Raw genomic sequence first — 24,371 nt, forward strand, 5'->3', positions numbered from 1 at the left:
GGACCCGGTGGCCTTCGGCACCGTGGTGGCCCGCAAGCGGGTGCTCGACGGGCGCAACGCGCTGGACCGGGAGGCCTGGACCGCCGCCGGGTGGACCTACCGCGCCCTCGGCCGCCGCGCCGGCTGAGTCCGCGGGAGGACGCGGACGTCACCGCCTGCTCCAGCAGCCTCCGGCCGTACGGAGGTTCAGGAGGGCGCGGAGCCGGTCCTAGCGGGCGCTTGGTGGAACGACGTCAACCGCACGAGGCTCTCATCCACAGCGGCCCGTATCCGGGCGTCGCACAGTACGGAGACCTCCGTGCGCCGTTCCAGACGGTACGGGGAGTCGAAGTCGTCATCCTCTCCCGGGTGGCAGCCGAGCTCGGTGAAGCCCTGAGGGAGTGTGGCCAGGATCCGGAGCAGAGCGTCCACCGTGATGCCCTCGGGCCACGGCTCGCCCCTGCCGGTCTGCCCGTGGAAGTCCCCGCAGTGGTTGACCCTCGAGTTGCAGGCCCGTGTCGGGATGCCGAGCGGTCCCACCGCCTCGAGCAGGACCGACCGCGTCGGCTCGTGCAGGTGCACGTGCTGGTGGGAGTCGACGTGCGTGGGGTCTGTGCCGACGAGCCGCCGGAACGTCTCCAGTTGAGCCGTCACCTCCGCGGCGACGGCCTCGGCGTCGTCCACGGGTGCCACGGTGTAGACCGGCACCCAGCGCCCGTCGCGGTGGACCCACTCGCCGAGGTCGAGGTGCAGCCCGACGCTCAGCGCGGGCCGCTCGCGGGCGTAGCCCGCGGCCTCGACGGCCGCCGGCCAGCGCACCATGAGGCTGGCACTGGTCAGGATGCCGTGCTCGTGCGCTCTCCGGACGCCGCGGTTGATCCCCGGTGTCCGCCCGAAGTCGTCGCCGTTGACGATGAGCAGGCGCTCGTCAGCGCGGCCGGTCGGCGCGGTCACGATCCGAGCCGTTCGGCGAGCCGGACGGCGTGGCCGAGCCAGTCCCGGGCGTGGTCGCGAGGTGGTGACCAGCCGGGGGACCAGCCGAGCCACTGGACGGCCACGCACAGGCTGCAGGAGTCGAGGAGGACCAGGAACTCCTCGTCCCCCGGCGGCCACCCGGGACGGCGTCGCAGCGCTGCGCGGTAGGTGAGCGCGAGGGCGCGACTCGTGCCCTCGTCCCATCCGCTGCAGAGGGCCGCCACGTCGAGCAGGCCCGGGCCCAGCCCGGCCATCTCCCAGTCCACCGCACACACGCGTCGACCAGCGACACCCTCCGCCACCAGGACGTTGGACGCGTACATCTCTCCGTGCAGGAAGGTCACCGGCATCGTGGCGAGACGCTCCAACACCCCCTCCAGGCCGGCTCCCACCCTGCCCAGTGCACACCGCTGCTCCTCCGCAGCGTCGCCGTCTCCGAGGGCGGTCCGGGCACGGTCGAGCCATCGGCGGTAGTAGCCGGCGTCGTAGCGGATCAGGTGGACGCGCGTCCGGTGCAGTTCCCCGGCGTGGTCGGCGAAGCGGTCGTGCATGCCGGCCAACCAGCGGGCCACGTCGTGCCAGACCGCCTGCTCGCCGACCTGGTACAACTCGCGGCCGGTGACCTTCTCGAGGAGAAGTCCAGGGCCGCCGTCGTCGAACGTGCCGTAGCAGCGGGCCGTCCCCAGTGCCTCCAGGGGCAGGATGTCCGCGTAGGCCTCGATCTCCCGCAGGGGGTCGTACAGGAAGGCGGGCTTCGAACGGCGGGCGTCCGGGAGCATCCCGGCTCTGCCGAGGTACTTGAAGACCAGATCGAGGCGGGTGCCGTCGTCCAGCCCCACCTCGAGCTCCTCCAGCCGAAAGCTGGTGCTGTAGACGTACGGCCGTGCGCGCAGGACGACGATGCGGCACGGACGCCGGAGGCAGGAGGTCAGCGCGCGTTCCAGGGCGCCGGCCAGCTCGGGCCGGTCGACCGGTGGCGCTGCCTGTCCGGTCACTCCGCGTCCACCTCCCGGAGCAGTCGCCGGAGCACTCGGGCGGAGTCGAAGTGTGCCTCTGCCAGGGAGCGAGCGGCGGCCGAGTGCCGCTCATGGTCCCCGGCGATCTCGGCCACGCCAGCGAGTGCGTCCTCGAGGCCGTCGAAGGCCAGCAGGCCCGTCCCGGTCGGCAGATGCCGGGAGAACCCGGTGTCCTGGGCGAGCACCGGTCGGCCGGAGGCCAGGTAGCACACGCTGCGATCGCTGAACCAGCCGCTGCGGGACGCGACGTACCCGCTCTTCGCGACTCCTAGCTCCGCCGTCGAGCTCCGGATGAACTGGCGGTACGCGGAGGGGGAGCCGGCCACCTCCCCGGGGTCGAGGAGCTGCCAGCCGTTCGCGCGCAGGGCCGCCAGGTCGGTGACCTCTCCCGGGTCGATCGAGAGGGCGAGCAGGAAGCGCTGCTCGGTACGGGCGGGCAGGGCCATGAGGGGACGGAAGGAGTGCACCTTCTGCCCGTGGTGCACACCGTCGAGCTCGACCGACCCGTAGCTGCGCCAGTTGGCCACGGTGGTGAACCCGGTGCCAGCGCTGCGGTCCGCGACCGGCCACTCGTCGAGCACTACTGGGGGCCACGTCGTGATCCAGTTCCGGCCACCGGTGGGGACGGGGCAGTCCGGGCTGCCGATGGACCGCCCGACGCTGACGAAGTGGGTGTGGCCGGCCAAGCCGACGTCGACGCCCTGGGCGTCCCAGAGCTGCGTGAAACCAGGATCGACGTCGAGGTAGACGCGGACGGGGACCTCCGAGAACAGCTCCTCGCCGGCGAGCGTCCCGGAGATGTCGACGAGCACGGACGTGCCCGCCCCGATCCGGGCCAGGTCCAGGTGGGACAGGCCGGCGGTGTCCCGCGTGCCCCGCCGCACCAGGGCCCAGGCGTTCTCGAATCCCTGCTCCTGCATGACCTGCCGGCAGTAGCGGGCGTTGACCGAGTGCGGCAGGGGGACGTCGGACGGCTGAAGGACCTCGGGGTCCAGGGACTCGACGAAGAACACCTCGTGGCCCAGCCGGGCGAAGCCGAGGAGGTACTGCAGCACCGCCCAGGTGGCGCCGCCCTGGCCCGGCACCGCGGCGATCATCCCGCTCACCACGATCCTGCTCATCGCCCCGGCCTCATGGCGCGACGCCGATGTCCTCGAGGAAGGCGCTGAGGACGACGTCGGAGTCGAACCAGGTCACGGCCAGCTCCCGCGCGGCGCAGCGGTGCCGCTCGTGGTCCTGCACGACCTCGCGGACGCCGGCCGCTGCCTGCTCCATGGTCGTGAAGGACAGCAGGCCCTCCCCCGTGGGCAGCGTCCGGCCCGCGCCGGTGTCCTGGACGAGGACGGGCTTGCCGGCGGCGAGGTAGTGGGCCGTACGGTCGCTGATCCAGCCGCTGTTCGTCTCGACGTAGATCCCCTGCGCCACCGAGAACTCCGCTCCGGACGTCCGGACGTAGTCCCGGAAGGACTGCGGATCACCGGCGACCCGGCGGGGAGCGACGAGGTGCCAGCCGTGGCCCTCGAGCAGCGCCCTGTCCTTGCCGTCGGCCGGGTGGATGTCGAGGGCGATCTCGAACGTGGCCGGTGCGGTTCGCGGCAGCGCGGCGAACCTGCGGAACTCGTGCACCTTCAGCCCGAAGGTCCTGCCCTCCCAGGTGACCGGCCCGAAGGCGCCACGCCAGCTGCTCACCGTGGTGAACCGTCGCGGGTCGGCGTCCGGACCCGGTGGCCACTCGTCGAGCACCACCGGGGGTCGCACATGCCTCCAGGAGATGCCGTCGACAGGGATGGGGCAGTGCCCGGTCCCGATGTTCTGCCCGACGGTGACGTGCAGGTCGTGGCGTTCCAGCCCCAACGGACGGCCTGCGGCGTGCCAGTACTGGGTGTAGCCGGGGTCGACGTCGACGTAGACCTTGTGCGCCAGGCGGCGCATCAGCGGCTCGTACGTCAGGTGCCCGCTGATGTTGACCAGCGCGGCCGCGGACTCCGCCCGGGTGAGCAGGTCCTCCTCGGGCATGCCGATCACCTGCCCGCCGTCGTCGACCACCAGGCTGGACACCGATGCCAGACCGAAGGCCTCGACGACCGTCCGGAAGAAGGCCAGGTTGACCGAGTCCTCGACCCGCGCGGGGGTCCTCTGGGCATCCACGCAGACGCCGGACGCGACCTGTTCGACGAAGACGACGTCGACACCCAGCCGCCGCAGGCCGAGGACCCAACTCAGCCGGACCCAGGCCTCGCCCCCGTTGCCGGGCTTGTTCGCCAGCGCGCCGGCGACGAAGACGGTGGTCACATCACTCACCGCTCAGGTCCGCCGGGCCGCGACGTCAGGCGCCGTCGCCCCACGCCGCCCCCCGGCTGCGGGGCCGACGCGGGCCGCGAGCTCCACAGCCTCCTCGAGTCGCGACCGGCGGCTGCAGAGGACGGCGGAGGCGCCCTCGACGGAAGCGCCCAGGCGGCGGTCGCGGACCGCGCTGACGCCGGCCGGCACCTGCAGGGCGCAGACCCGGACGGCACCCTCTTCGGTTGCGACCGTCGGAGCGATCTCGACCGCGACCGGGAGCCCCTCACCGGGGGGCGCGCGGAGCACGAGCCCATCGATCTCGACGTCCTCCACCCGGTCGAGAAGGACTCCTCGTTCGGCGACGGAGGCCTCGGCCGCGCCGTCGAGGACGAGGACGTTGTCGTGGATGGCGACCTCCCGGGCGCTACCGACGGCGATCGCCGAGCCCTGCCAGTTCCGCACCGTGTTACCGTGGACGCGGAGCCCCCGCTGCGTGGGCTCGTCGGCCAGCTGGCGGCCGAGCTTGCGTCCTTGCACCTCGATCCCCGCGTCTCCACCGGGCGCCTCCACGGTGTTGTCCCGGACCACGAGGTCTCGGGTGTGCGGACCCTCCGGCCAGTCGGGGTCGTTGCTGATCAGGATCGCTTCCCGGCTCGTCCGGCTGATGTGGTTCCCTTCCACGCTCCCCCTGCCGGTGTGCAGGCGCAGCGCGTGACCGCGGTGCGACCGGTAGCGGTTGCCCCGGACGACGTAGCCCTCGCCGCTGGCGCTGAGGTTGAACACGGCGTCGGGGACGCCGTCCTGACTCGACGTGGACAGGCCCGGTACCGGGGAGTCCAGCCGGAGCCGCAGGTCACCGTGCCGGTCCTCGGACAGGGCGGCGACGCGGCGGGCGCCGGTGATCCGGCCGGTCACCGGATCGGAGAACTCCAGGCGGTCGCCGGTGCGGACCGGCTCGTCGGCGGCCACCAGGAGGTCGCGGTCCGACGGCATCGCGAGGACGTCCATCGGCGGTGCGTAGACGTTGAGCCCGTCGTCCATCATGCCCTCGAACACGCAGTCCTCGACGGTCGGCCCCTCGCGACAGGCCTGGGCGTGCACGCCGTCGCCGTTGCTGCTCAGCAGCCGGTTGCTACCCGGCTCGACGCCGACGGTGCAACCGGTGATCCGGGTGGCGTCCGACCGGGTCAGCGCGAAGGCCGCCGCGTTGGCCGCGCGCACGTGCACCTCGCGCAGCGTGGTCCGGGACGACCGGGAGCAGAGCACCGCATGCCCGAACTGCCTGGCCAGGTAGACGAAGACGTCGCCCGGGGACAGCCCCGTCGGCAGGTCCTCCCGCGTCCGGAGGCGGAACGATCGCCGACCGAGTCCTCGGGCGGACGTGACGAACAGGAAGTCGGGCACGCCGCTCTTCAGGTCCCCCGTCCCCGGGTCGAAGACCGCGCCGAAGGCCGACGGATGGCGTTCCTGCGGTGCGGCGAAGGTGAAGAACGGGGCGTCGAGGAGCGGCTGTCCGGCGGCGACCTCCACGTCGAAGGCCCGGTCCCCGGGGTGGACTGCGGTGACCGTCGTCCGGGCGAAGGGTGTGGGGTCGTAGTCCACGGTCAGCCCGTGGACCGCGCAGCCGTCGCAGTTCCTGAGCGACAGGCAGCCCAGCGCCGGGTCGCTCACCACGATCGTCGCCCCGGATCCCGCGATCGTGAGACCGGCCGCCCCGGAGACCGGCAGCGCGTAGGCGGCACCGGGCGCGCCGTGGACCCGGTACCGGCCCTCCTCCAGGGTGAGCGTCGTGCCCGGACCGGCCGCCCGTGCGGCGTCGAGTGCGCGGCGCAGCGCCGGGCCGTCGTCGGCGATGCCGTCCCCGGCCGCACCGAAGTCCCGGACCGACAACTGCCGTGCCGGCGGATCGCTCAGGTACCAGACGGCCTGTACTCCCCCGAGGGCCACCGCGCCGGCGCCGATCAGCAACGCGCGGCGGGAGACCCTCGGTGGCTCGGTCACGCTATTTGACCGCCTCGACGAACAGGCTCTCCGCCTCCCGGTTGTCGAGCTCCAGGATCCCGGGGGCGTGCCGGCTGTGCGTCCGCCTGAACGAGCACTGCAGCACGTCCCGGTACCCGGCCTTCCACAGCATCTCCTCGATGAAGTCGGCGGTGAAGAGGGTGACCGTGTAGCCGTACCACAGCATGTGGACGATGGCCCGGCCACCGAAGCTGCGCACCTCGGACTCGGGCACCAGGAAGTACTGCTCGTCGCGGCGGCGGTAGGCATCGACGCTGCGGTCGAAGTCCGGCAGAGACAGGCGCAGGACGCCGTCGGGCCGGAGCATCCTGTGCAGCTCGCGGAGGACGGGGACGAGGTCGGGGTAGGGGATCATCGGGAGCGCGTGGACGCTGACGATGTAGTCGAGGCTGTCGTCGGGGATCGGCAGCCCGTCCCGGATGTCGGCGGTGATGTCGATGCCGGGGCCCTCCTTGAGATCCGAGTTGATCCAGCCGGGCTCCCCGGTGTCACCGCACCCCCAGTTGAGCCGTCTGACGGGCCGCCCGGCCTCTGCCCTGTCCACGGTCACGCGACACCCACCTGGCTCAGCAGACGGCGCAGGACCTTGTCCGAGTCGAAGTACTCCTCGGCGAGGTCCCGGGCGGCGCGTGCGTGGCGTCTCTGGTTGCCGCAGATCTCCTCGACCCCCGCTGCTGCCTCGTTTAGGGTCGTGTAGGTCACCAGGCCCTCGCCGAGCGGATACCGGTCCGCCAGGCCGGTGTCCTGCGCGAGGACGGGGCGACCGCTGGCGAGGTAGCAGATGCTGCGGTCGCTGACCCACCCGCTCCGCGACCGGACGTACATGTTCTTCGCCACCATGAACTCGGCTCCCGATCCCTGGACGAAGCGCCGGTACGTCGACGGTGTGCCGGCGACCGAGGCGGGCTCCGTGAGCTGCCAGCCGGCGTCCCGCAGCGCCTCGGCGTCCGCCTGGTCGGCCTCGTGGATGTCGAGCGCCACCTCGAACTCCCGGCCGGTCAGTCCGGGCAGGCTCAGGAAACGGCGGAACTCGTGCACCCGCAGGCCGTAGGTGCTGCCTTCGTACTCGACGGGGGCGAACGGTCCACGCCAGCTGGCGATGCTGGTGAAGCGCCTGCCCTCTGGCGGCTGCGCCGGCCACCACTCCAACACGACCGGCTGCGGTGTGGTGACCCAGTCGAGGCCGCACGTCGGGATGGTGCAGTCCGGCCGGCCGATGTTCTCCCCGATCGTGACATAGCGGTCGTGCCCCTGGAACAACTCGTGCAGGCCCAGGTCCTGCCACATCTGCCCGAAGCCGGGATCGATGTCCAGCAGGACACGGCACGGGGCCTGGCCCAGGACCTCCTCGTCGTCCAGGAACCCCATGACGTTGAGCAGCATGCTCGACGTCCTCGAGCGTTCGAGCAGCTCTGCCCGGGACATCCCGACCACCCGGCGGCCGCGGTCGTGCAACAGCGCGAAGGACCGCTCCAGGTCGACCTCGCGCAGGACGTCCAGCAGGTAGCGCAGGTTGACCGAACGCTCGACCGGACACCGCCGCCCGTCCTCGTCCACGCACATCTCCGGCTCCAGCCGGTCGACGAAGAGGACGTCGTGGCCCAGCCGGCGAAAGCCCAGCAGGTACTGCAGGAAGACCCAGGCATGACCGCCGTAGCCGGGGCGCTGGGCCATGGACCCGGCGACCACAATCCTGGGCCTCACGACGCGTCAGCTCCCGTGGCACGAGGCCGTCGCTCGCTCGACGCCGGCCTGCCGATAGGCGGGGAAGTATCCTCGTGATGACCGCGGGTCGGCACTTGCACGACGGCACAACTCTTCGTACCTATCGCGGTCGTACACCTGTGCCAACACCGGCAGCGCCATCCTCTCCGCCCCGAATCGCTGCTTGAAAGCCGCGATCCCGTCACCGGCGGTGAGCCCGCCACCCAGGTTCAGGTGGGGGATGCCCCAGGCCTTCAGCTGCAGGATCGCAGCCCAGACGAGGGCTGCAGAGCGACGCCGTCCCTCCGGCCGGGAGACGCCGAAGAGGTAGTCCCCGCCGCTGGGTGTGCAGGCGAACATCGCTGCGGCCGTGATCGTCCCGCCGTCGTCGGCGCCCACCGTGAAGACGCTGTCCAGAGCAGCGAGGCTGGTCGCCGACGTCCGCGAGAGGCCATGCGTCGACGAAGCATTCCGGCGGGCGAAGAAGGCCTCGTAGTTCTCGAGGATGAACGTGGTCACCCGACCACGGTCAGTGGTCAGGCCGGCGGCGACAGCATCCCAGTTCCTGAGCTGGCGTCTCCGGTTCTGATCGAGCCGCGCGTGCAGTTCGTCCACCGGGGCCGTCAGGTCCATCACGTAGACGTGCTTGTCCTGCCGCCTGCTCTCGGCCGGCAGGGTCACCGTGCTCGGGAGAGCCGGGTTCATGACGAGGTACCCGCACACGTACCTCCTTGCGCGGGCCGAGCGCCTCCAGAGGTCCCAGAGCCCGTGGCTGTCCCCCTCGCCGACGAAACCGGAGAACCCGGGGGGCGTCACGACGTCGGTCGTGCCGTGGAACGACCGCTCCTGGATCGGGCACACGAAGCGGCCAGCCGTCGTCCGGACCTCGTACAGGAAGGTCGGCCGGCCCGAGTACGACTGCATCGCTCGGCAGTAGTCCCACGTGTGCGCAAACGAGTGCGCGATGCCGTGGAGTGCGTCCCTCCACTCGTCCGGGGACTCCACCCCGATCCACCGTTCGCCCACCGCGCTTTCCTCGGTCACCGCCTCAGCTCGTCATCGGGTCGGTCGTACCGCGAACCGGGATCTCCGCGGTTGGACAGGACCTGTCCGCGAGAAGCTCTGCATACTCTTCCACGATCGGCGCTGAGGAGGGAGGCGCAGCGTGGCCCACCTCGATGTCCTCGACCTACGTCCGGCCGAACCCCATCACGCGGGCCTGTGCCGCGGCCACATCGAGTTCCCCGAGGTCGGGCAGACGGTGGACGCTCACGCTGTCCGTGTCGGCGGATGGGTGTTCGGCCACGTGCAACCGGCGGTCGCCGTCGAACTGCTCGCAGGCAGCGATGTCATCGCACGGGCTCCGGTGGACGTCCCACGACCGGACGTCGTGGCAGCCTTCCCCGGCGCCGCCGACATCAGCGGCTTCCGGGCGCAGGCATCCGTGGTCCGCGCCGATCCAGCCCTCGACCTACAGGTGCGAGCCGTCCTGGCCGGTCAGGAGAGGGTCCCCCTCGCGAGGATCCGCCTGCGACCGGTCGTGGACAGCGTGACCACCGCCCCTCCGCCTCGGGTGTCGGTGATCATCCCCTGCTACAACCAGGCGCGCTTCCTCGGTGACGCCCTGGCCAGCGTCGCGGCCCAGACCCAGCCTGCCGCCGAGGTGATCGTCGTCGACGACGGTTCCACCGACAACACAGCCGAGGTCGCCAAGCGTTCCCCGGGTGTCCAGTTCATCCGCAAGGGCCATGCCGGGTCCGCGGCGGCGCGCAACACCGGCCTCCGGAACGCAACCGGTGACTATCTGGTGTTCCTCGACGCCGACGATCGATTGCTGCCGTGCGCTCTCGAGGTCGGACTCGAGTCGCTCATGGCGCGTCCCGAGCACGCTTTCGTGTTCGGTGAGTGGCGCTTGATCGGGTCAGACGGGTCGGCCCTGGAGACGCCGGAGCGCCCGCGTTCGATCGACCTGCCGTACCGCGCGTTCCTGCGCATGTGCTTCATCTCGACCCCGGGTGCAGTGATGTACAGGCGCCGTGTGGTCGATGCGCTCGGCGGACTCGACGAGGGCGTGAGTCCCAGCGAGGACTACGACCTCTATCTCCGCATCACCAGGACATGGCCGATATACGGTCACGGCCGGCTCGTCGCTGAGTACCGCCGGCACGGTTCCAACGTGACGCTGAACCGAGGGCTGATCCTCCGATCGGAATCGAGAGTCGTTCGCCGACAATGGACGCACGTGAAGCATGACCAAGATCTTCACGATGCTTACCGAGAGGGCCTGCGCCGGGTGAGGGATTACCACGGTGGCAAGTTGGCGCAGGACGTGCGGTCGTACGTCGCAACCGGCGACTGGAGACGTGCGGCGGATGGCGCCCTCCGCTTGCTGTGGCACCACCCGCTGGCACTGAGACGGGGGAGGTGAGCGTGGGCGCTGTCGTGGAGGTGCTCGCCGTGGACCTGGTAGAGCCACGAGCGGCGGCGGTTCGGGGGTGCTATCTCGACGCGCCGCCGCCGAAGAGCCGTGCGGAGGCGCAGGCGCTCGACCTGGTGGGTTGGGTCCTGGGGAGCTCGTCGCCCGCCGTCGCCGTGGAGTTCCTCGAGGACGACAGGTTGCTCCGGCGCGCCCCGGTTGACGTGGCGCGCCCCGATCTCGCGAGCGCCTTCCCGGACCTGGCATGGTCGGGCAGTGCGGGATTCACGTCCACCCTGGACGTCACGGGGCCCCGCCCGGAGACGACTCTGCACGTGCGTGCCGTCATGTCCGACCAGACCCGCGCCGGCTTGGCCGCGATACGGCTGAGGCGGGGCTGGCGCACCGGTCCGCCGGCCGAGTCGGCCCTGGTCTCGGTGGTCATCCCCTGCTTCAACCAGGCCCACTTCCTGCCCGATGCCATCGACTCCGTGCTCGCCCAGACGCATCCCCACCACGAGATCGTCGTGGTGGACGACGGGTCGACCGACAACACGCAGGAGATAGTCCGCAGATATCCAGGAACCCGCTGTGTCCGCCAGGGGAACGCGGGACTGGCGGAGGCGCGCAACACCGGCATCCGTCACAGCACCGGGGACTACCTCATCTTCCTTGACGCCGACGACCGCCTGTTGCCCGATGCCCTGCGCGTCGGGTTCGAGGCGCTGCGAGCCCACCCCGAGAGTGCTCTGGTCTCGGGTCACTACCGGCACGTCGGGGTCGACGGGGAGCCGCTGCCGACCCCCGATCTGCCCTGCGCAGCGGGCGACCACTACGTGGCGCTCCTGCGCACCAACTACATGGGGATGCCAGCCACGGCGCTCTACCGGCGCGAGGTCTTCGAGCACGTGACTGGCTTCGACCCCTCGGTGGACGCCTGCGCGGACTACGACCTCAATCTGAGGATCACCCGTCGGTTCCCGGTCCACTGCCACGAGCACGTCGTGGCCGAGTACCGGCGGCACGGCTCGAACATGAGTCGCCGGCTGCCGGCCATGCTGGCGGCAGCGGTCTCCATCGCCGGCCGTCAGCGGCGCCACGTGGCGGGCGACCGGGATCGTGTCGCAGCGTACGAAGCCGGGAGGCGCTTCTGGCAGGACTACTACGGCGCCCCACTGGCACGAGAGGTGAGCGCCCAGTGCCTCTCCGGGCGATGGGGTCGGGCACTACCGGGGATCGTCGCGTTGGCCCGTCACGATCCCCGTGCGCTCGGGCACGTTCTCCGCTATGTCGGCGTCGCACGTCGACTTGCCTCGGACGGCGGGGGAGGGAACCGGCTTTGAGCGCGTCACGCGGCTCTGACCGACGGTCCGGTCGCAAGCCCCAGGACTCCATCGTCGCGGCGTGCGAGGGGTACCTGGACAGATACGGCGACTCCTACCTCGGCGTGGGATGGACGAAGAGCCAGGCGCATGCCGACGTTCGCTACGACGTCATGCTCGGGGTCGTCCGGGAGCCGAACACCGAGATCTCCCTCCTGGACTTCGGCTGCGGACTCTCGCACCTCTACGAACACACGCTGGCAACCGGACGGAAAGGGATCCGCTACTCCGGCCTCGACCTCTCGGAGAGGTTCCTGGAGCTGTCCCGAGCCAAGTTCCCCGACGTGGATTACTACCTTCTCGATCTCCTAGAGAATCCCGAAACCCTGCCGTCGTTCGACTACGTGGTCGCCAACGGCGTCTTCACCCAGAAGGTGGACAACGCCTTCGACGACATGTGGCGTTACTTCACCGAACTGGTCCCGGCGATCTTCGCGAAGGCAAGACGCGGCATCGCGTTCAATGTGATGTCCACGCAGGTGGACTGGCAGCGAGAGGACCTGTTCCACCTGCCGTTCGACGCGCTGGCGGCCTTCCTGACCAGCGAGGTGAGTCGGCACTTCGTCGTCAGACACGACTACGGCCTGTACGAGTACACGGTCTACGTCTACCGCCGAGGCTGATCGACGATGCTCGTCAAGTCCTCGGTCGAGGGTCTGGCCGTCTTCGGCGGGCCGCCGGCGTTCCGGTCCGTCAGGCACGTCGGCGCGCCGAACATCGGTGACCGTGACCGGCTGCACCAGCTGATCGATGATGCGCTGGACCGGCGATGGCTGACCAACGACGGACCCTACGTCCAGGCCTTCGAGCGCCGATTGGCCGAGGTCCTCTCCGTGCGCAACTGCGTGGCCACCAGCAATGCGACCAGTGCCCTCATGCTGGTCGCCGCCGCCCTGGAGCTGGGCGGAGAGGTGATCATGCCGTCGCTCACCTTCGTCGCGACGGCGCACGCACTGACCTGGCAGGGCATCACTCCGGTGTTCTGCGACGTCGACCCGGTGACCTGGACGCTTGATCCACGCAGGGTTGAGGAGCTGATCACCCCGGAGACAACCGCCGTCGTGGGGGTGCACCTGTGGGGAACGCCGTGTGATGTCGCCGGACTGCAGGACGTCGCCTCACGCTACGGGCTCAGACTGGTCTACGACGCGGCGCAGGCTCTTGGCACCTCCTACGCCGGCCGCCCGCTGGGGTCCTTCGGCGACGCGGAGGTCTTCAGCTTCCACGCGACCAAGGTGTGCAACTCCTTTGAGGGCGGGGCGATCGCGACCGAGGACGACGATCTGGCCGCCCTGCTGTCATTGACCCGGAACTTCGGGTTCGTCGACGTGGACCGGGTCGTCACAGTCGGGATCAACGCGAAGATGTCCGAGGTCCACGCCGCGATGGGCATCACCTCGCTCGAGTCCCTCGACGGGTTCGTCGCGGCGAACCGGCGCAACCACTTCCGCTACCGCGAGGGGCTGCAGGCCCTGCCGGGCATCACCATGCACGACCCGCCGCTCCCGGACCGCTCGTCGGCCCACCAGTACGTCGTCGTGGAGGTCGACGAGGAATCAGGACTGAGTCGTGACGAGTTGCTCGAGGTGCTCACTGCCGAGAACGTCCGGGCGCGGCGCTACTTTTACCCCGGCTGCCACGGGATGGAGCCCTACCGGACGAGGTCTCCGGACGCCGGCCGGGACCTGCCGGTGACCGAGGCCATCCTCCGGCGGGTGTTGGTCCTGCCCACCGGCACCGCGACCACGGTGGAGGACATCGAGCAGATCTGCGAGCTCCTGGCGTTCGCCACTGCGCGAGCGGGTGAGATCAGAGCACGACTGCGGGGGCGCGAGCAGGGGGCAGCCCGATGAGCGCCGTCCGCGTCGTCCGCGGGACACCGGCCGGCCCGCCCCCGAAGGTGAGCATCCTCGTCACGACGTACAACCACGAGCGCTACCTCGCCGAGGCCCTCGACAGCGCATTGGCACAGGAGACCACCTTTCCCTTCGAGATCATCGTCGGGGAGGACTGCTCCACGGACGGCACGCGGGATGTGCTGCTCGACTATCACGCACGGCATCCCGACGTCATCCGGATGGTCCTGCCCGAGCGCAACCTGGGCGTCAACGAGATGTACATCGAGGTCATGCGGGCCGCCCGAGGGGAGTACTACGCCATCCTCGACGGCGACGACTATTGGACGTCGACGGACAAGCTCGAGAGGCAGGCCCGCTTCCTCGACGCGAACCAGGACCACCAGGTCGTCTTCCACGACGTCACGGTCCTGCCCGAATCCGGGCGCGGCCCGGCCCGGCCCGGGATGCCGAGCCTCGGGCGCGACACGTTCACGCTGGAGGACGTCCTGCTGGGGGACTTCGTCCCGACTTCCTCGGTCATGCACCGGCGCCTGGAAGTCGACGACCTGCCCGAATGGTTCACTCGCTTCGCGTGGATCGACTGGCTGACGCTCGTGTGGTGCGCCCAACGCGGACCCCTCGGCTGTCTCGACGACCTCAGCAGCGTGTACCGGGTCCATGGAGCCGGTCTGTGGTCAGCCATGCGCCGCGAGGACCAGATCGCCGAGGAGATCCGGGTCTACGAGCATCTGAGGAGCATTCTCCCGGAGCGTCACGGCGGCGCCCTGCGGGCCGGACTGCAGCGGTGCAAGGTGCAACAGGCCGTGGAGCGGGCCGGCCTACGCCATGACCGCCACGTCGCCGTCCTGAGCGAGCCACCGGGGTTGCCCTGGTACTTCAACGGACGGCCGGTGTGGCAGGTCGACTGCAGCGAGGAATCGGACGAGGCGCAGGTCCTGGCAGAACTGGGCAGGCTCCGACGGTCGCCTAGGCCCGCCCCTTCGGCTCCCCATTGGCGCGTCGAGGGCCCGGCACGCCCAGACGACGGCGAGTCCGTGTACTGCGTCGTACCGTCACGCGAGGACCTTTTCCAGCGGTTCCCCGGCCTGCGTGCGTGCCTGGGGAGTCTCGAGCCGCTCATCGAGGACGGTGCCTGCGCCGTCTACGAATTCCCCGTTCGGGACGTCCGCGAGCGCGAGGTAACGCACGTACGGGTGGACCCACCCTTGTCGGACGAGCTGTATGGAGGTCACATCGATCAGCCGCGCCCCGGGACGGCGACCACGGGGGGCATGCTCGAGGTGATCGGATGGGTTCTGCCCAAGGAGGCGTCCCCCTTCGAGGTGAGGGTGACCTACGGGGACCAGGACCTGGCAAGGACAGCAACCCCGACGGCTCGACCGGACCTCGCCGCTGCCTTTCCCGATGTCCCGGGGGCTGGCACCGCCGGCTTCCGTCTGTTGGTGGATCTGGCCGATCTGCCGTCAGCCGCAGAGCTCGCCGTCCTCGCCGCACTGGGGAATGGTCGTAGGGTCGTCCTCGCCAATATCTTGACCGAAGAGGCGCCGGCGTCGGGCTGAGCCCCCCGGACCCCTCGAGGGGCGCGGGAATTTTGGCCGAGGCTCGACCTCCGACCCGCTACACCACGTCCTGGGACGTCACCCAAGGACCGTTGCGACTTGCAAACACTACGACGTACGGTGCCGGCACCACGTGGCACGACCGTGGTACCGCCTGCCCGTAGGGCTCCGCAGCCAACATGGCCGACCAGACCGGATGACCTTTGACATGGACGTCGACGAGTTCGACCGTGAATGGCAGCGCCCTCTGCGGGGTCATTCTCCAGTGCACGACAATCGACTGCTTCTCTCGAGAGGGCCCACACCGCTGAAACCACTGGCACGAGTCCGAATGAGTTCCGTGGAAGAGGACGAGCGGTGAAGAAGGAGGACATCGAGGCGCAGTTGTCCGACCTCGTGGAGCGTCACGGTGAGTGGACTTTCGACATCCCACTCGGCCACGGAGTCTGGACGAGAGGGAATGAGGGGATCCCGCACACCAGACTGAGACGCCTGTTGCAGGTCGTCCACGACCTGGTCGACAAGCCCTTCGAATCCTGCAGGATGCTGGACCTCGGATGTCTCGACGGGCAGTACTCGATAGAGGCAGCACTCCACGGAGCCCATGTCGTCGGCATCGACGGCCGCCCGGGAAGTATCGCCAAAGCGTCGTTCGCGAAGCAGGTCCTGCAGTTGGAGAATGTCGAGTTCGTGTGCGATGACGTTCGGAACCTCGACCCGTCCCGACATGGCAGGTTCGATGCCATACTCTGCAGTGGCATCCTCTATCACCTGGACTCTCCTGATGTTTTCATCCTCATGGAGAGGATGTTCGATCTAGTGCTGCAGGTCGTCGTCATCGACACGCACGTGAGCTTGAATCCCAGCACGTCGATCCAGTACAGAGGCAGGACCTATCACGGTCACAGAGTTCCCGAGCCTCATGCTCACTACATGGGGCCTGACGTTGACGGCGACCATGCCTTGCGAGAAGAGTTCCAACCTCAACTGCTGTGGGGGTCGCTCCGCAATGACTCGAGCTTCCACTTCTCGAGGCCATCGCTGGTCAACGCACTGCAAGATGTGGGGTTCAGTTCAGTCTACGAGTGCTTCACTCCTCCGCACCTGAACTTCGGTGAACCCGGGATCGAACACCACGATCGGTGCACGTTCGTCGCGATGAAGCGGGAGACCTTCACACTCATCACGTCTCCTTCGGCGAATGACCTCAGAGAACACTGGCCTGTCGGGGCTCTTGCCTATTGCTCTTCGTAGGCCGGCCTGGGCTAGAGACCTAGGCCCTGTTTGATAAGTCGCGGAGATAGATGTTGATGTTGGTGATCTCGACGGTGGCGTCGTAGCGGACGGCGAGCTTGTCGTACCGGGTGGCGAACGCTCGGTTCTGTTTGTGCCGGTTGATGCCGCACTCGACGGCGTGCCGCTGCTTGTAGCGGTCACGGTCGAACGCCGGGGGCCGGCCGCCGGCTGAGCCCTTCGCCCGGCGGTGGGCCAGCTGGTCGACCTTGTTCGGGATGGTCGCCGGGATGCCGCGTCGGCGCAGGTAGGCGCGGTTGCCGCGGCTGGAGTAGGCCCGGTCGGCCAGCACCCGGTCCGGCCGGATCCGGGGTCGTCCGGTCCGGATCGTCGGGGCACCCGGATGCGGCCGAGGACCACGGTGAACTGCGGACTGTCGGCGGCCTGGCCGGCGGTGAGCACCGTGGCCAGCGGCTTGCGGCCGGCCTCGACGGCCAGGTGCACCTTGGTCGTCAGGCCGCCGCGAGACCGGCCGAGTGCATGGTCGGCCGGTTCGCCGACCGGTGGCTGGAGCTGCTGTTCGGGATGGCGGCGGGCGCCGGCGGCGTGTTGATGGGCCCGATTGACGGTGGAGTCCTCCGACACCGTCCAGTTGATCAACCCGACCTCGTCGGCCACCGCCTGCGGCGCGGTCTCGATCGCTGCCCACCGGCCGGCCAGCTGCCAGGCGCGGAACAGGCCGTAGACGCACTGCCAGGTGCCGTAGCGCTCGGGCACGTCCCGCCAGGGACAACCGGTGCGGGTTCGGAAGCGGATGCCGTCGATCAGCTGCCGCAACGTCCAGCGGCGAGGTCGGCCTGTCCGTGACCTGCCCGGGAGCAGGGCGGCCAGGATCATCCACTGCTCGTCGGTCAGGTCATGGCGGGCACCAGTCGGTAGGGTGCCGTCCACGAGGTCTCCGTGGTGAGGGTCTTCTTGGTCGTTGATCCCTCTACCGGAGACCTCGCCTTCTTCACGGCACCAACACGCCCGCCCCGCTGCGCGGGCGACTTCTCAAACACGGCCTAGCACCTGCACCGGCTCGCCGAGCGTGGGGTCGCCGGCGAGCAGCCCGAGCCCGACGGTGGCGTCGCCGGTATCCGCGCCGCTGGCCCGGGTCAGCGCGCAGCCGGTGATCAGCCCGGTGTCGGGCTCGGCGATGAGGTGGGCCCTGGGCACCGTCGGCGCCATCGGGTGTGTCAGCTGGCCTGTGTAAGTGCCTGACTCGGTGATGGGTCAGGCCAGGTCGAGCCGGTCCGGGAACATGATGTCGAACTGGTTGAGTGCTGTCTTCCAGGCGCCGCTGCCGCGGCCGGCGGTGGCCCGGGTGGTGGTGCGGCCCATCTCCTTGCAGGCCAGGTAGAGGACCTTGAGCAGGGCCTCGTCGGAGGGAAGGTGGCCGCGGTTGCGGGTGCTGCGGCGCAGCGTCGCGTTGATGCTCTCGATCATGTTCGTGGTGTAGATGACCTTGCGGACCTCGGGAGCGACGTCAAACAGCGGAATGACCCGCTCCCAGGAGTCGCGCCAGCGGCGGATGACCGCCGGGTTGTTCCGGCCGAAGTCGGACTCGGCCAGCGCCTCGAGCTCGGCGCGGGCGGCGGCCTCGGTCGGCGCGCTGTAGATGGTGCGCAGCAGCGCGGCGACCTTCTTGCGGTCGTTGTAGTTGACCCAGCGCAGCGAGGCCCGGACCAGGTGCACGATGCAGGTCTGCACCACCGTGCGGGGCCAGACCGCGGTGATCGCCTCGGGCAGCCCGGTCAGCCCGTCGCAGACGGCGATGAGCACGTCGGCGACTCCGCGGGCCTTGAGCTCGTTCATCACCCGCAGCCAGAACTTCGCGCCCTCGGTGGTCTCCACCCAGATGCCCAGCACCTCCGTGCGGCCCTCGACGTCGACGCCGACGGCCAGGTGCGCGGCCTTGTTCCGCACGCTGCCGCCGTCGCGGACCTTGCAGACCAGCGCGTCGAGGAAGATCACCGGATAGACGGCGTTGAGCGGGCGGGCCTGCCACTCGGCGACCTCGGCGTGCACCGCGTCGGTGATCTTGGTGATCAGATCCGGGGAGACGTCGACGTCGTAGATCTCGGCCAGGTGGGCGGTGATGTCGCGGGTGCTCATGCCCTTCGCGTAGAGGCCGAGGACAATCTTGTCGATGCCGTCCTGCCGGCGCTGGCCCTTGCGCACGATCTGCGGCTCGAACGTGCCCGCCCGATCCCGCGGTGTCTCCAGCGCCACCGGCCCGGCCTCGGTCAGCAGCGTCTTGGGCGTGCTGCCGTTGCGCGAGTTGCCCGAGCCGCGACCGGCCGCGTCGCCGGGCTCGTAGCCCAGGTGGTCGGTCAGCTCCTCGGCCAGCGCGGCCCCAGCACCGACTTCATCATCTGCTGCAGCAGCCCGGAATCCCCGGCGATGTCCGGGCCCTCCTCGCGGGCCTGGGCCACCAGCCGGCGCGCCAGGTCCGGTGAGACCAGCGGCTGCTCACCGCTGTCACGGCGCGGCCGGCCCACCCGTCCTCGGGGCCTGTCGGCCGGCACCGCACCATCGTCGACCACCGGCGACTGCACTGTGTTTGTCACTGCGTGCCCTCTCCAAGCCACGGAGGCTCAGCTCCGGAGTCACGCACTTACACAGCGAATCTGACACGCCACCCGGCATTGATGGGGCCTCCAATGAACTGAACCCGGGGCGGTTCACCCACGCTAAGAGCCAGGCCACCGCCGGCCAGGATCCCAACCACCGCAACCATCCAATGCGGTGCTCAGCACCCCGACACTGAGGCCCACGCTAATGCCGCTCTGACTCCCCGCCAGCGTCTACGGCTGGCCCGTGCCGTGGTCCAGGACGGCTGGACCATCTTCTGCGCCGCGGCGGTGTCCGGCGTCGCCTGGCCCACGGCCAAGCGGTGGGCGGTCCGCTACGAGCAGGCCGGACCGGCCGGCCCCGGATCGCCTCGGCGTGCTCGCGGGCGCCGTTGACCATCACGACGAAGTCATCCGCGTAACTCACGAGTCGATAAATCGCGCCGCCGCGCTTGCGGATGCCTCGGCGTCGCATGCTGGTTCCGGTCGCCTGCCACTTCTCGGCGAAGTGATCGTCGAGAGCGGACAGGGCGATGTTGGCCAGCAGTGGGGAGAGGACTCCTCCAACGCAGTTGGCAACTTCTGTTTCGACGAACAACTCCATCTTGGCGTTCCGAGAGCATCTGGTCGTTGAACAGCTGTCATTGGTGGTGATGGAGGCCACCAGCGACTGTGTATCTCGACGCGATCGACCAGCGCAGCCAAGCGATCAGGTACCGTAGCGAAGCATGGCGAGGCCCTACCTGTCCGTGTGCGCCATATACAAGAACGAGGCGCAATACCTTGAGGAATGGCTCGAGTTCCATCGCCTGATCGGTGTCGAGCGCTTCTTTCTCTACAACCACGGCAGCACAGACGACCATGCCGAGATCCTCCGCCCCTACATGGAGCAAGGGACAGTCGTAGTACACGACTGGCCGGCGGAGATGGTCGAGGCGCAGATCCCGGCGTACAACGACTGTCTCGAGAGACACCGCGACGATTCGCGCTGGATCGCGTTCATCGATGTCGACGAGTTCCTCTTCTCGCCCACGGGCAGATCGGTGCCCGAGATCCTGGTCGACTACGAGGAGTTGCCCGGCGTCGGGGTCAATGTCGTGATCTACGGGACCTCTGGGCACGTCGCGAAACCGGACGGGTTGGTGATCGAGAATTACGTGCGCCGGCGAGGGGAGCCCCCGAAGAACACCAAGAAAGTGGTCCTCGATCCAACGCGGACCTCCCACTGCCGCGGCGCGCACAGCTTTGCTCATCCCGGGACCGTGACCTCGGACGAGAACAAGGAGCTGATCTACGGCCCGTACACGGCGACGTTCTCGGTCTCGCGGCTCAGGATCCACCACTACTACACGAAGTCCGAGCAGGAACGCCGGGAGAAGTTCGACCGGATCCGGGCCGATACCGGCCAGCTTCGCGACCCGCTCCCGCAGGCCGAGCTCGACCGGCTGAGCGAAGTCGAGGACTACATCATCGAGCCCTACGTCGAGCCTGTGCACACGGCGTTGCGCGAGCGCCGAGGCGACCGAGCCGAGAGCCGCCACGCAAAGCGCACAGCTACGCCTGGCTCCGAGGGCTCGAAGTAGGGGTTCATCAATGTGTTCGCGAAGTTGGAGCCGTTCCACCCCCTCCACGCACGTGGGTCACGAGGCGTGTGGGTACGCATCAAAACTGCCGTTGCAGCATTAGGGGATGCCATCCTCGGCCGGCATGGTCGGCCCCTCCCTCCGTCGAAGCGGTGCACTGGGTCGGTGTCCTGTGGTAGGGGCGTCTTCGAGCCAGTTCAATCCTGTCTCTCGCCCGGTGGTTTGAGTCTGACGGGGAGTCGCCCCACGGGCAGCCAGTCCGAGAGAGCCATGACGTCTACAGAGGTGATGCCGTCGACGATTGGGTTGTCGACGTCGATCGAGAACTCGTAGTGTCGAGGCCCCTCTGAGTCGAGCCCAGCGGAAGCCAGCACCTCTACGGGGGCGCGGCCGATCGTCCGGCCGTCGCACCGGAGCTCGACCACTTGCACTGCTGCCGAGCGTGGTGACAACCAGCCGTGGATGCGCAGCTTGTTGTCGGCTAGTTCGAGGACTCGTGTTTCTCCTGGTACCGCTGGCACGGTCGCCGGCTCCATGACGACCCGGAATCGGAGCCGTTTGACGCCGAAGAGCCGAGCGGCGAACAACCGGTGGTGCCCGTCGACCAGACGCGCCCTGGTGGGCTCCGGGGAGTCGACGCTGTAGAGCGTGAGCATGTCCTCGACGCTGGGCGGAGTCCGGACGAACGCCGTCACCGGCGCGAGTTCGTTGGCGGCGAACTGCCGGGCGGTCGCGGGCCGACTGAGCCGGTCACAGTCCCTGAACCGGCGGAGGATCATCTCCGTGACAGCCGGAGCCGACGATGAGCGAAGGGTCGGGTCGACGCTCTGCGCCGTGAGGCCGCGTGCCAGATGCCGCAGATAGACGTTGTCCGCATCGACGGTGCCCAGTGCCTGGTACTGGGTGTACCCCTTGAGGTAGAGCAACCAGTAGTGCCATCCGCCGTAGTGCGATCGCTGCGCATCCAGGCTTCGCCCGAACGAGAAGTGGTCGAGCTGGAGCTGCTCCAGGTCCTCCAACAACTCGCTGGCGAACCGGTACTGGAAGACGTGGAAGAATCGGCTGTGCAGATCGGTGCGCCGGACGTCGAGCATCCGGGTGGAGCTCTGGCCCTCGATTGGTGCCTCAGTCGCCCCTGGACCGGGCCTTGGCCCTGTCGTCATGATACGGGCGGTAGTATCGACCGCTCGAGGGCTGCCTCGGTCTTGGCGCTCATGACGACGGCGCGGCCTCCCTCGGGGCCGTGGGTCCGCCCCCAGTCCGACTCGCCCAAGACGCGATAGGCCGGGAAATGGCGGCTGAGCACGTCGAGGTAGTCACGCTGGAGATTTCCGTCCAGGTTGTGCGTCTCGATTACCAACACATCGGTCACGCTGGCGATGGACGTGAGTCGCGGCGCAACGAACGTCCACACCGCCAGCGCCATGACCATGTCGTACCGACCCTCGTACGACGCTGCGTCCGTGATGTCCCGCCGGAAGAACGACACCCGCTCGGTGGAGTTGTAGGCGTTCAGCAGCTGGGCGACCTCGACGAAGAACGGATCCTGCTCGAAGCCGTCCACCAGGTCCGCTCCGCGGGCACGCGCCGCTCGGCTGGTCTCGCCGAGATTGGAGCCGAGGTCCAGGACGCGCTTGGCGCGGAAGTCGACCCTGTCGAGGAACTCCGTCCGGTCGCTGCGGAAGCCGTTTGTCCTGAAGTCTCCAAGGAGCACCGACTGGTAGTGGTTGCCAGTCTCGATGCCGTCCTTCGAGGACCTCGAGACGTAGTCAAGTCCCAGACACCAGCGGATCAGCTCCTCGAGCCGGTCCCGGGCAGTCGGCGGCGCGGCACGGTCAGACGTCGTCACGGGGTCGCTCATCGACCTCCCCCATCTTCCGACTGATCCACGGACCCCACACGTGCGTGTGGAGCCACTGGTTGTAGGCGCCGGTCAGCGCACGGATCTCCGACGGATACGACTGTCCCTCCAGGTGGTAGAGCTCCACGGAAGAGAGGTACCAGGCATCGCGGCCCACGTCCGCCAACCGCAGGCAGAGGTCGGAATCCTCGTAGTCGCCCTGGACGTACATCCCCCGGAGCCCACCCATCTCCCGGTAGAGAGCTAGGTCGACTATCATGCACGCGGCGGTGACCGCTGGGACGGGTCGCGGCACGTTGGCGGCGGGCAGGGCTCGGTGCAGCCCCTTGAAGTAGTGCTCGTTGTTCCACAGACCCGTGTTCGGCAGCCGTCGGAAGTAGAGGCCGGCGTGCTGGATCGAGTCATCCTCGTACAGCAGCTTCGGGGCGAGCGCGCCGATCCCCGGCGTTGCGTCGTAGAAGTCCAGCATGGCGCTCAGCCAGCCGGGCTCGCGGGGGAGGACGTCGGAGTTGAGGAGCAGCAGCAACCGTCCCCGGGCCAGGTCGGCGCCCATGTTGTTGACCCCGGCGAAGCCGATGTTGTGACTCAACACGACGGCACGAAAAGGAATGTCGTACAGCTCGGCCAGCTGGGCCGCGGTCACCCGGAACGGCTCGGCGAGATTCGGGGAGTCGAGGACGTAGATCAGGTCCGCCCGCCGCAGCTCTCGGTCGTGCACGAACTGCGCCAGCTGGTGTTCGAGGAAGTCGATCCGTCCGTACAGCGGGACGACGACGGTGACCTCCGGATTGGTCGGCGGGACTCCGTGCTGGTCGACGCTCTCCACTCGGGCCAGCGAGCGGCGGCGCTCCTCCAGCCGCGTCAGCGCCGGCGCGATGTGCCGACTCCGCAGGACGTCCGCGGGCAGGCGCTCGCGGAGGAGGTCGTGCAGGATCTTCTCCCGAACCGTTGCGATGTCCCGCGTGGTGGCGGGGGCCGAGACCTCGAACGCGGCCCCTACCGCGTTGCCCATCTCGAACGTCCAGCCGCCGGTCAGCCGGCTCGGTGCCGAGGTCTCGAAGTATGAGATCCAACCGTGCTCGGGGCGGGGCTGCGCATCGGACCTGTCGTCGTAGAACCGTTCGACGTCCGGCCGTCGGAACCGGTAGAGCCGGGGAAAGAGCTCCGTTCGCGACCCCTCCGGCGATACCGCGGTCAGCCGGGTCAGCGCCGCCTCCGCGTCATGTATCCAGCCCTGTACGTAGAAGCCGTGGTCGTCCACGGCGAGCACGGCGTCGACGTTGAGCCCCTGCGGGGCATCCCGCGAGGTTACGCACACGGGCAGGCGTTCCCGCAACGCCTCCCGTGCGGCGTGCAGGCTCCTGCTCAGGTGCAGGTCGCCGGACAGAGGTCGCCCGCCCGTCGTCTCGGCACAGCAGCCCGCTCCCGTCCCCAGTACGTCGTCCGTCGCGGCCGCGGCTGTTCCGGGTCCGCCGGCCATGAAGTCCAGGATGTCCGCTCTCTGCGCGGATTCCAGGGCCGCGAGCTCCTCGCGCAGGAGGGTGTCCAGGCTCACCGTGGCCGCGCGCAGCTCCGCGGCTTCCAGGCGCAGGGAACGGCCGGACCAGCGCAGCACCACGTCGAGCGGGTCGACCCGTGTGTGACCCGGAGGTAGCCGGAGGATGGCGGCCTGCGCCATGCCTCCGGAGCCGGCAGTGTCCGTACCCGGCCGGGGGTAGTCGACCGCGCGGACGGCCAGCGGGACGGTGCGTCCGCGGCACCGCACGAATGCCTTCACCTGCGCGCTCCGGGGTGCGGCCCCCGACGTCGTCAGGAACAGGACGTCGGCCGACAGCCAGCAGGCATGACCCAGTCGGGGTTCGAGCCGTGAACCGACCGCCGTGG

Annotated in this window: 21 protein-coding genes and 1 pseudogene; 8 read left to right on the forward strand and 14 right to left on the reverse strand. The window is 69.1% G+C overall.

What is annotated here, in order from left to right; genetic code table 11:
• Positions 1-186: 186 nt before the first annotated feature.
• The 8 genes from ACI782_RS22530 to ACI782_RS22565 are packed head-to-tail and all read right to left on the reverse strand — an operon-like array spanning position 187 to position 9,023.
• Positions 187-933, reverse strand: a complete 747-nt coding sequence (locus ACI782_RS22530) for a carbohydrate deacetylase (RefSeq protein ID WP_456912340.1) — start codon at positions 931-933, stop codon at positions 187-189.
• Complete coding sequence (locus ACI782_RS22535) at positions 930-1,949, reverse strand: phosphotransferase family protein (RefSeq protein WP_456912341.1); 1,020 nt, start codon at positions 1,947-1,949, stop codon at positions 930-932. The genes ACI782_RS22530 and ACI782_RS22535 overlap by 4 nt, the downstream gene beginning before the upstream one ends.
• Positions 1,946-3,091, reverse strand: a complete 1,146-nt coding sequence (locus ACI782_RS22540) for a glycosyltransferase (RefSeq protein ID WP_456912342.1) — start codon at positions 3,089-3,091, stop codon at positions 1,946-1,948. The genes ACI782_RS22535 and ACI782_RS22540 overlap by 4 nt, the downstream gene beginning before the upstream one ends.
• A 10-nt stretch (positions 3,092-3,101) precedes the next feature.
• The gene (locus ACI782_RS22545) at positions 3,102-4,262 is read right to left on the reverse strand and encodes a hypothetical protein (RefSeq protein ID WP_456912343.1); all 1,161 of its coding nucleotides are present in this window, start codon (positions 4,260-4,262) and stop codon (positions 3,102-3,104) included.
• A 12-nt stretch (positions 4,263-4,274) separates the two neighbouring features.
• Positions 4,275-6,254: a right-handed parallel beta-helix repeat-containing protein gene (locus ACI782_RS22550; protein ID WP_456912344.1), complete on the reverse strand. Its 1,980-nt coding sequence runs from the start codon at positions 6,252-6,254 to the stop codon at positions 4,275-4,277.
• Position 6,255: 1 nt separating this feature from the next.
• Complete coding sequence (locus ACI782_RS22555) at positions 6,256-6,825, reverse strand: class I SAM-dependent methyltransferase (protein WP_456912345.1); 570 nt, start codon at positions 6,823-6,825, stop codon at positions 6,256-6,258.
• The gene (locus tag ACI782_RS22560; protein WP_456912346.1) at positions 6,822-7,979 is read right to left on the reverse strand and encodes a glycosyltransferase; all 1,158 of its coding nucleotides are present in this window, start codon (positions 7,977-7,979) and stop codon (positions 6,822-6,824) included. Before ACI782_RS22560 ends, ACI782_RS22555 begins: the two co-directional genes overlap by 4 nt.
• A 6-nt stretch (positions 7,980-7,985) precedes the next feature.
• Positions 7,986-9,023: a hypothetical protein gene (locus ACI782_RS22565; protein ID WP_456912347.1), complete on the reverse strand. Its 1,038-nt coding sequence runs from the start codon at positions 9,021-9,023 to the stop codon at positions 7,986-7,988.
• A gap of 121 nt (positions 9,024-9,144) precedes the next feature.
• Here ACI782_RS22565 and ACI782_RS22570 point away from each other — a divergent pair, with 121 nt between their 5' ends.
• The 6 genes from ACI782_RS22570 (at position 9,145) to ACI782_RS22595 (ending at position 16,449) form a co-directional block, all read left to right on the forward strand.
• A complete protein-coding gene (locus ACI782_RS22570; RefSeq protein WP_456912348.1) occupies positions 9,145-10,407 on the forward strand; it encodes a glycosyltransferase family 2 protein in 1,263 nt (420 codons plus the stop codon).
• Between the two features lie 2 nt (positions 10,408-10,409).
• Complete coding sequence (locus ACI782_RS22575; protein ID WP_456912349.1) at positions 10,410-11,738, forward strand: glycosyltransferase; 1,329 nt, start codon at positions 10,410-10,412, stop codon at positions 11,736-11,738.
• Positions 11,735-12,400, forward strand: coding sequence for a class I SAM-dependent methyltransferase (locus ACI782_RS22580; protein ID WP_456912350.1), 666 nt, complete (start codon positions 11,735-11,737; stop codon positions 12,398-12,400). Before ACI782_RS22575 ends, ACI782_RS22580 begins: the two co-directional genes overlap by 4 nt.
• A 6-nt stretch (positions 12,401-12,406) precedes the next feature.
• Positions 12,407-13,630, forward strand: coding sequence for a DegT/DnrJ/EryC1/StrS family aminotransferase (locus tag ACI782_RS22585; protein ID WP_456912351.1), 1,224 nt, complete (start codon positions 12,407-12,409; stop codon positions 13,628-13,630).
• Positions 13,627-15,195, forward strand: coding sequence for a glycosyltransferase (locus ACI782_RS22590; protein WP_456912352.1), 1,569 nt, complete (start codon positions 13,627-13,629; stop codon positions 15,193-15,195). Before ACI782_RS22585 ends, ACI782_RS22590 begins: the two co-directional genes overlap by 4 nt.
• Positions 15,196-15,552: 357 nt before the next feature.
• A complete protein-coding gene (locus tag ACI782_RS22595) occupies positions 15,553-16,449 on the forward strand; it encodes a class I SAM-dependent methyltransferase (RefSeq protein WP_456912353.1) in 897 nt (298 codons plus the stop codon).
• A 19-nt stretch (positions 16,450-16,468) separates the two neighbouring features.
• Here ACI782_RS22595 and ACI782_RS22600 read toward each other — a convergent pair.
• The 3 genes and pseudogenes from ACI782_RS22600 to ACI782_RS22610 form a co-directional block, all read right to left on the reverse strand.
• Positions 16,469-17,325, reverse strand: a protein-coding gene (locus tag ACI782_RS22600; protein WP_456912371.1) for an IS5 family transposase whose coding sequence is annotated in 2 segments (ribosomal slippage) — positions 16,469-16,807 and positions 16,810-17,325 — 855 coding nt in all. Because the reading frame shifts where the segments join, the coding sequence is not laid out codon by codon here.
• 156 nt (positions 17,326-17,481) lie between these two features.
• Positions 17,482-17,646, reverse strand: a complete 165-nt coding sequence (locus ACI782_RS22605) for a hypothetical protein (protein WP_456912372.1) — start codon at positions 17,644-17,646, stop codon at positions 17,482-17,484.
• A 57-nt stretch (positions 17,647-17,703) separates the two neighbouring features.
• Positions 17,704-18,971: pseudogene (locus tag ACI782_RS22610) on the reverse strand (IS256 family transposase).
• 448 nt (positions 18,972-19,419) lie between these two features.
• On the opposite strand from ACI782_RS22610, the gene ACI782_RS22615 reads away from it, so the two are divergent.
• Both ACI782_RS22615 and ACI782_RS22620 read left to right on the forward strand, forming a co-directional pair.
• On the forward strand, positions 19,420-19,677 hold the full coding sequence (locus ACI782_RS22615; RefSeq protein WP_456912354.1) for a hypothetical protein: 258 nt from the start codon (positions 19,420-19,422) through the stop codon (positions 19,675-19,677).
• Between the two features lie 94 nt (positions 19,678-19,771).
• Entirely contained in the window at positions 19,772-20,626 is an 855-nt protein-coding gene (locus ACI782_RS22620; protein WP_456912355.1) for a glycosyltransferase family 92 protein, read from the forward strand.
• A 197-nt stretch (positions 20,627-20,823) separates the two neighbouring features.
• Here the strand turns inward: ACI782_RS22620 and ACI782_RS22625 are convergent, their stop codons facing one another.
• From ACI782_RS22625 to ACI782_RS22635, 3 genes are all read right to left on the reverse strand, one after another.
• Positions 20,824-21,720 (reverse strand): hypothetical protein, encoded by an 897-nt coding sequence (locus tag ACI782_RS22625; RefSeq protein WP_456912356.1) that lies wholly within the window; start codon positions 21,718-21,720, stop codon positions 20,824-20,826.
• A 65-nt stretch (positions 21,721-21,785) separates the two neighbouring features.
• Positions 21,786-22,487 carry a class I SAM-dependent methyltransferase gene (locus ACI782_RS22630; RefSeq protein ID WP_456912357.1) on the reverse strand — a complete coding sequence of 234 codons (702 nt, stop codon included), beginning with the start codon at positions 22,485-22,487 and terminating at the stop codon, positions 21,786-21,788.
• Positions 22,462-24,264 (reverse strand): glycosyltransferase family 2 protein, encoded by a 1,803-nt coding sequence (locus ACI782_RS22635; protein WP_456912358.1) that lies wholly within the window; start codon positions 24,262-24,264, stop codon positions 22,462-22,464. Before ACI782_RS22635 ends, ACI782_RS22630 begins: the two co-directional genes overlap by 26 nt.
• Positions 24,265-24,371 lie beyond the last annotated feature (107 nt).

It is taken from the genome of Geodermatophilus sp. SYSU D00703 (assembly GCF_054050155.1).

Excerpts from the sequence above, each read along its gene's own strand:
- ACI782_RS22585 (WP_456912351.1), top strand. The coding sequence starts at position 12,407 with ATGCTCGTCAAGTCCTCGGTCGAGGGTCTGGCCGTCTTCGGCGGGCCG.
- ACI782_RS22620 (WP_456912355.1), top strand. The coding sequence starts at position 19,772 with ATGGCGAGGCCCTACCTGTCCGTGTGCGCCATATACAAGAACGAGGCG.
- ACI782_RS22625 (WP_456912356.1), bottom strand. The coding sequence starts at position 21,720 with ATGCTCGACGTCCGGCGCACCGATCTGCACAGCCGATTCTTCCACGTC.
- ACI782_RS22540 (WP_456912342.1), bottom strand. The coding sequence starts at position 3,091 with ATGAGCAGGATCGTGGTGAGCGGGATGATCGCCGCGGTGCCGGGCCAG.
- ACI782_RS22590 (WP_456912352.1), top strand. The coding sequence starts at position 13,627 with ATGAGCGCCGTCCGCGTCGTCCGCGGGACACCGGCCGGCCCGCCCCCG.
- ACI782_RS22630 (WP_456912357.1), bottom strand. The coding sequence starts at position 22,487 with ATGAGCGACCCCGTGACGACGTCTGACCGTGCCGCGCCGCCGACTGCC.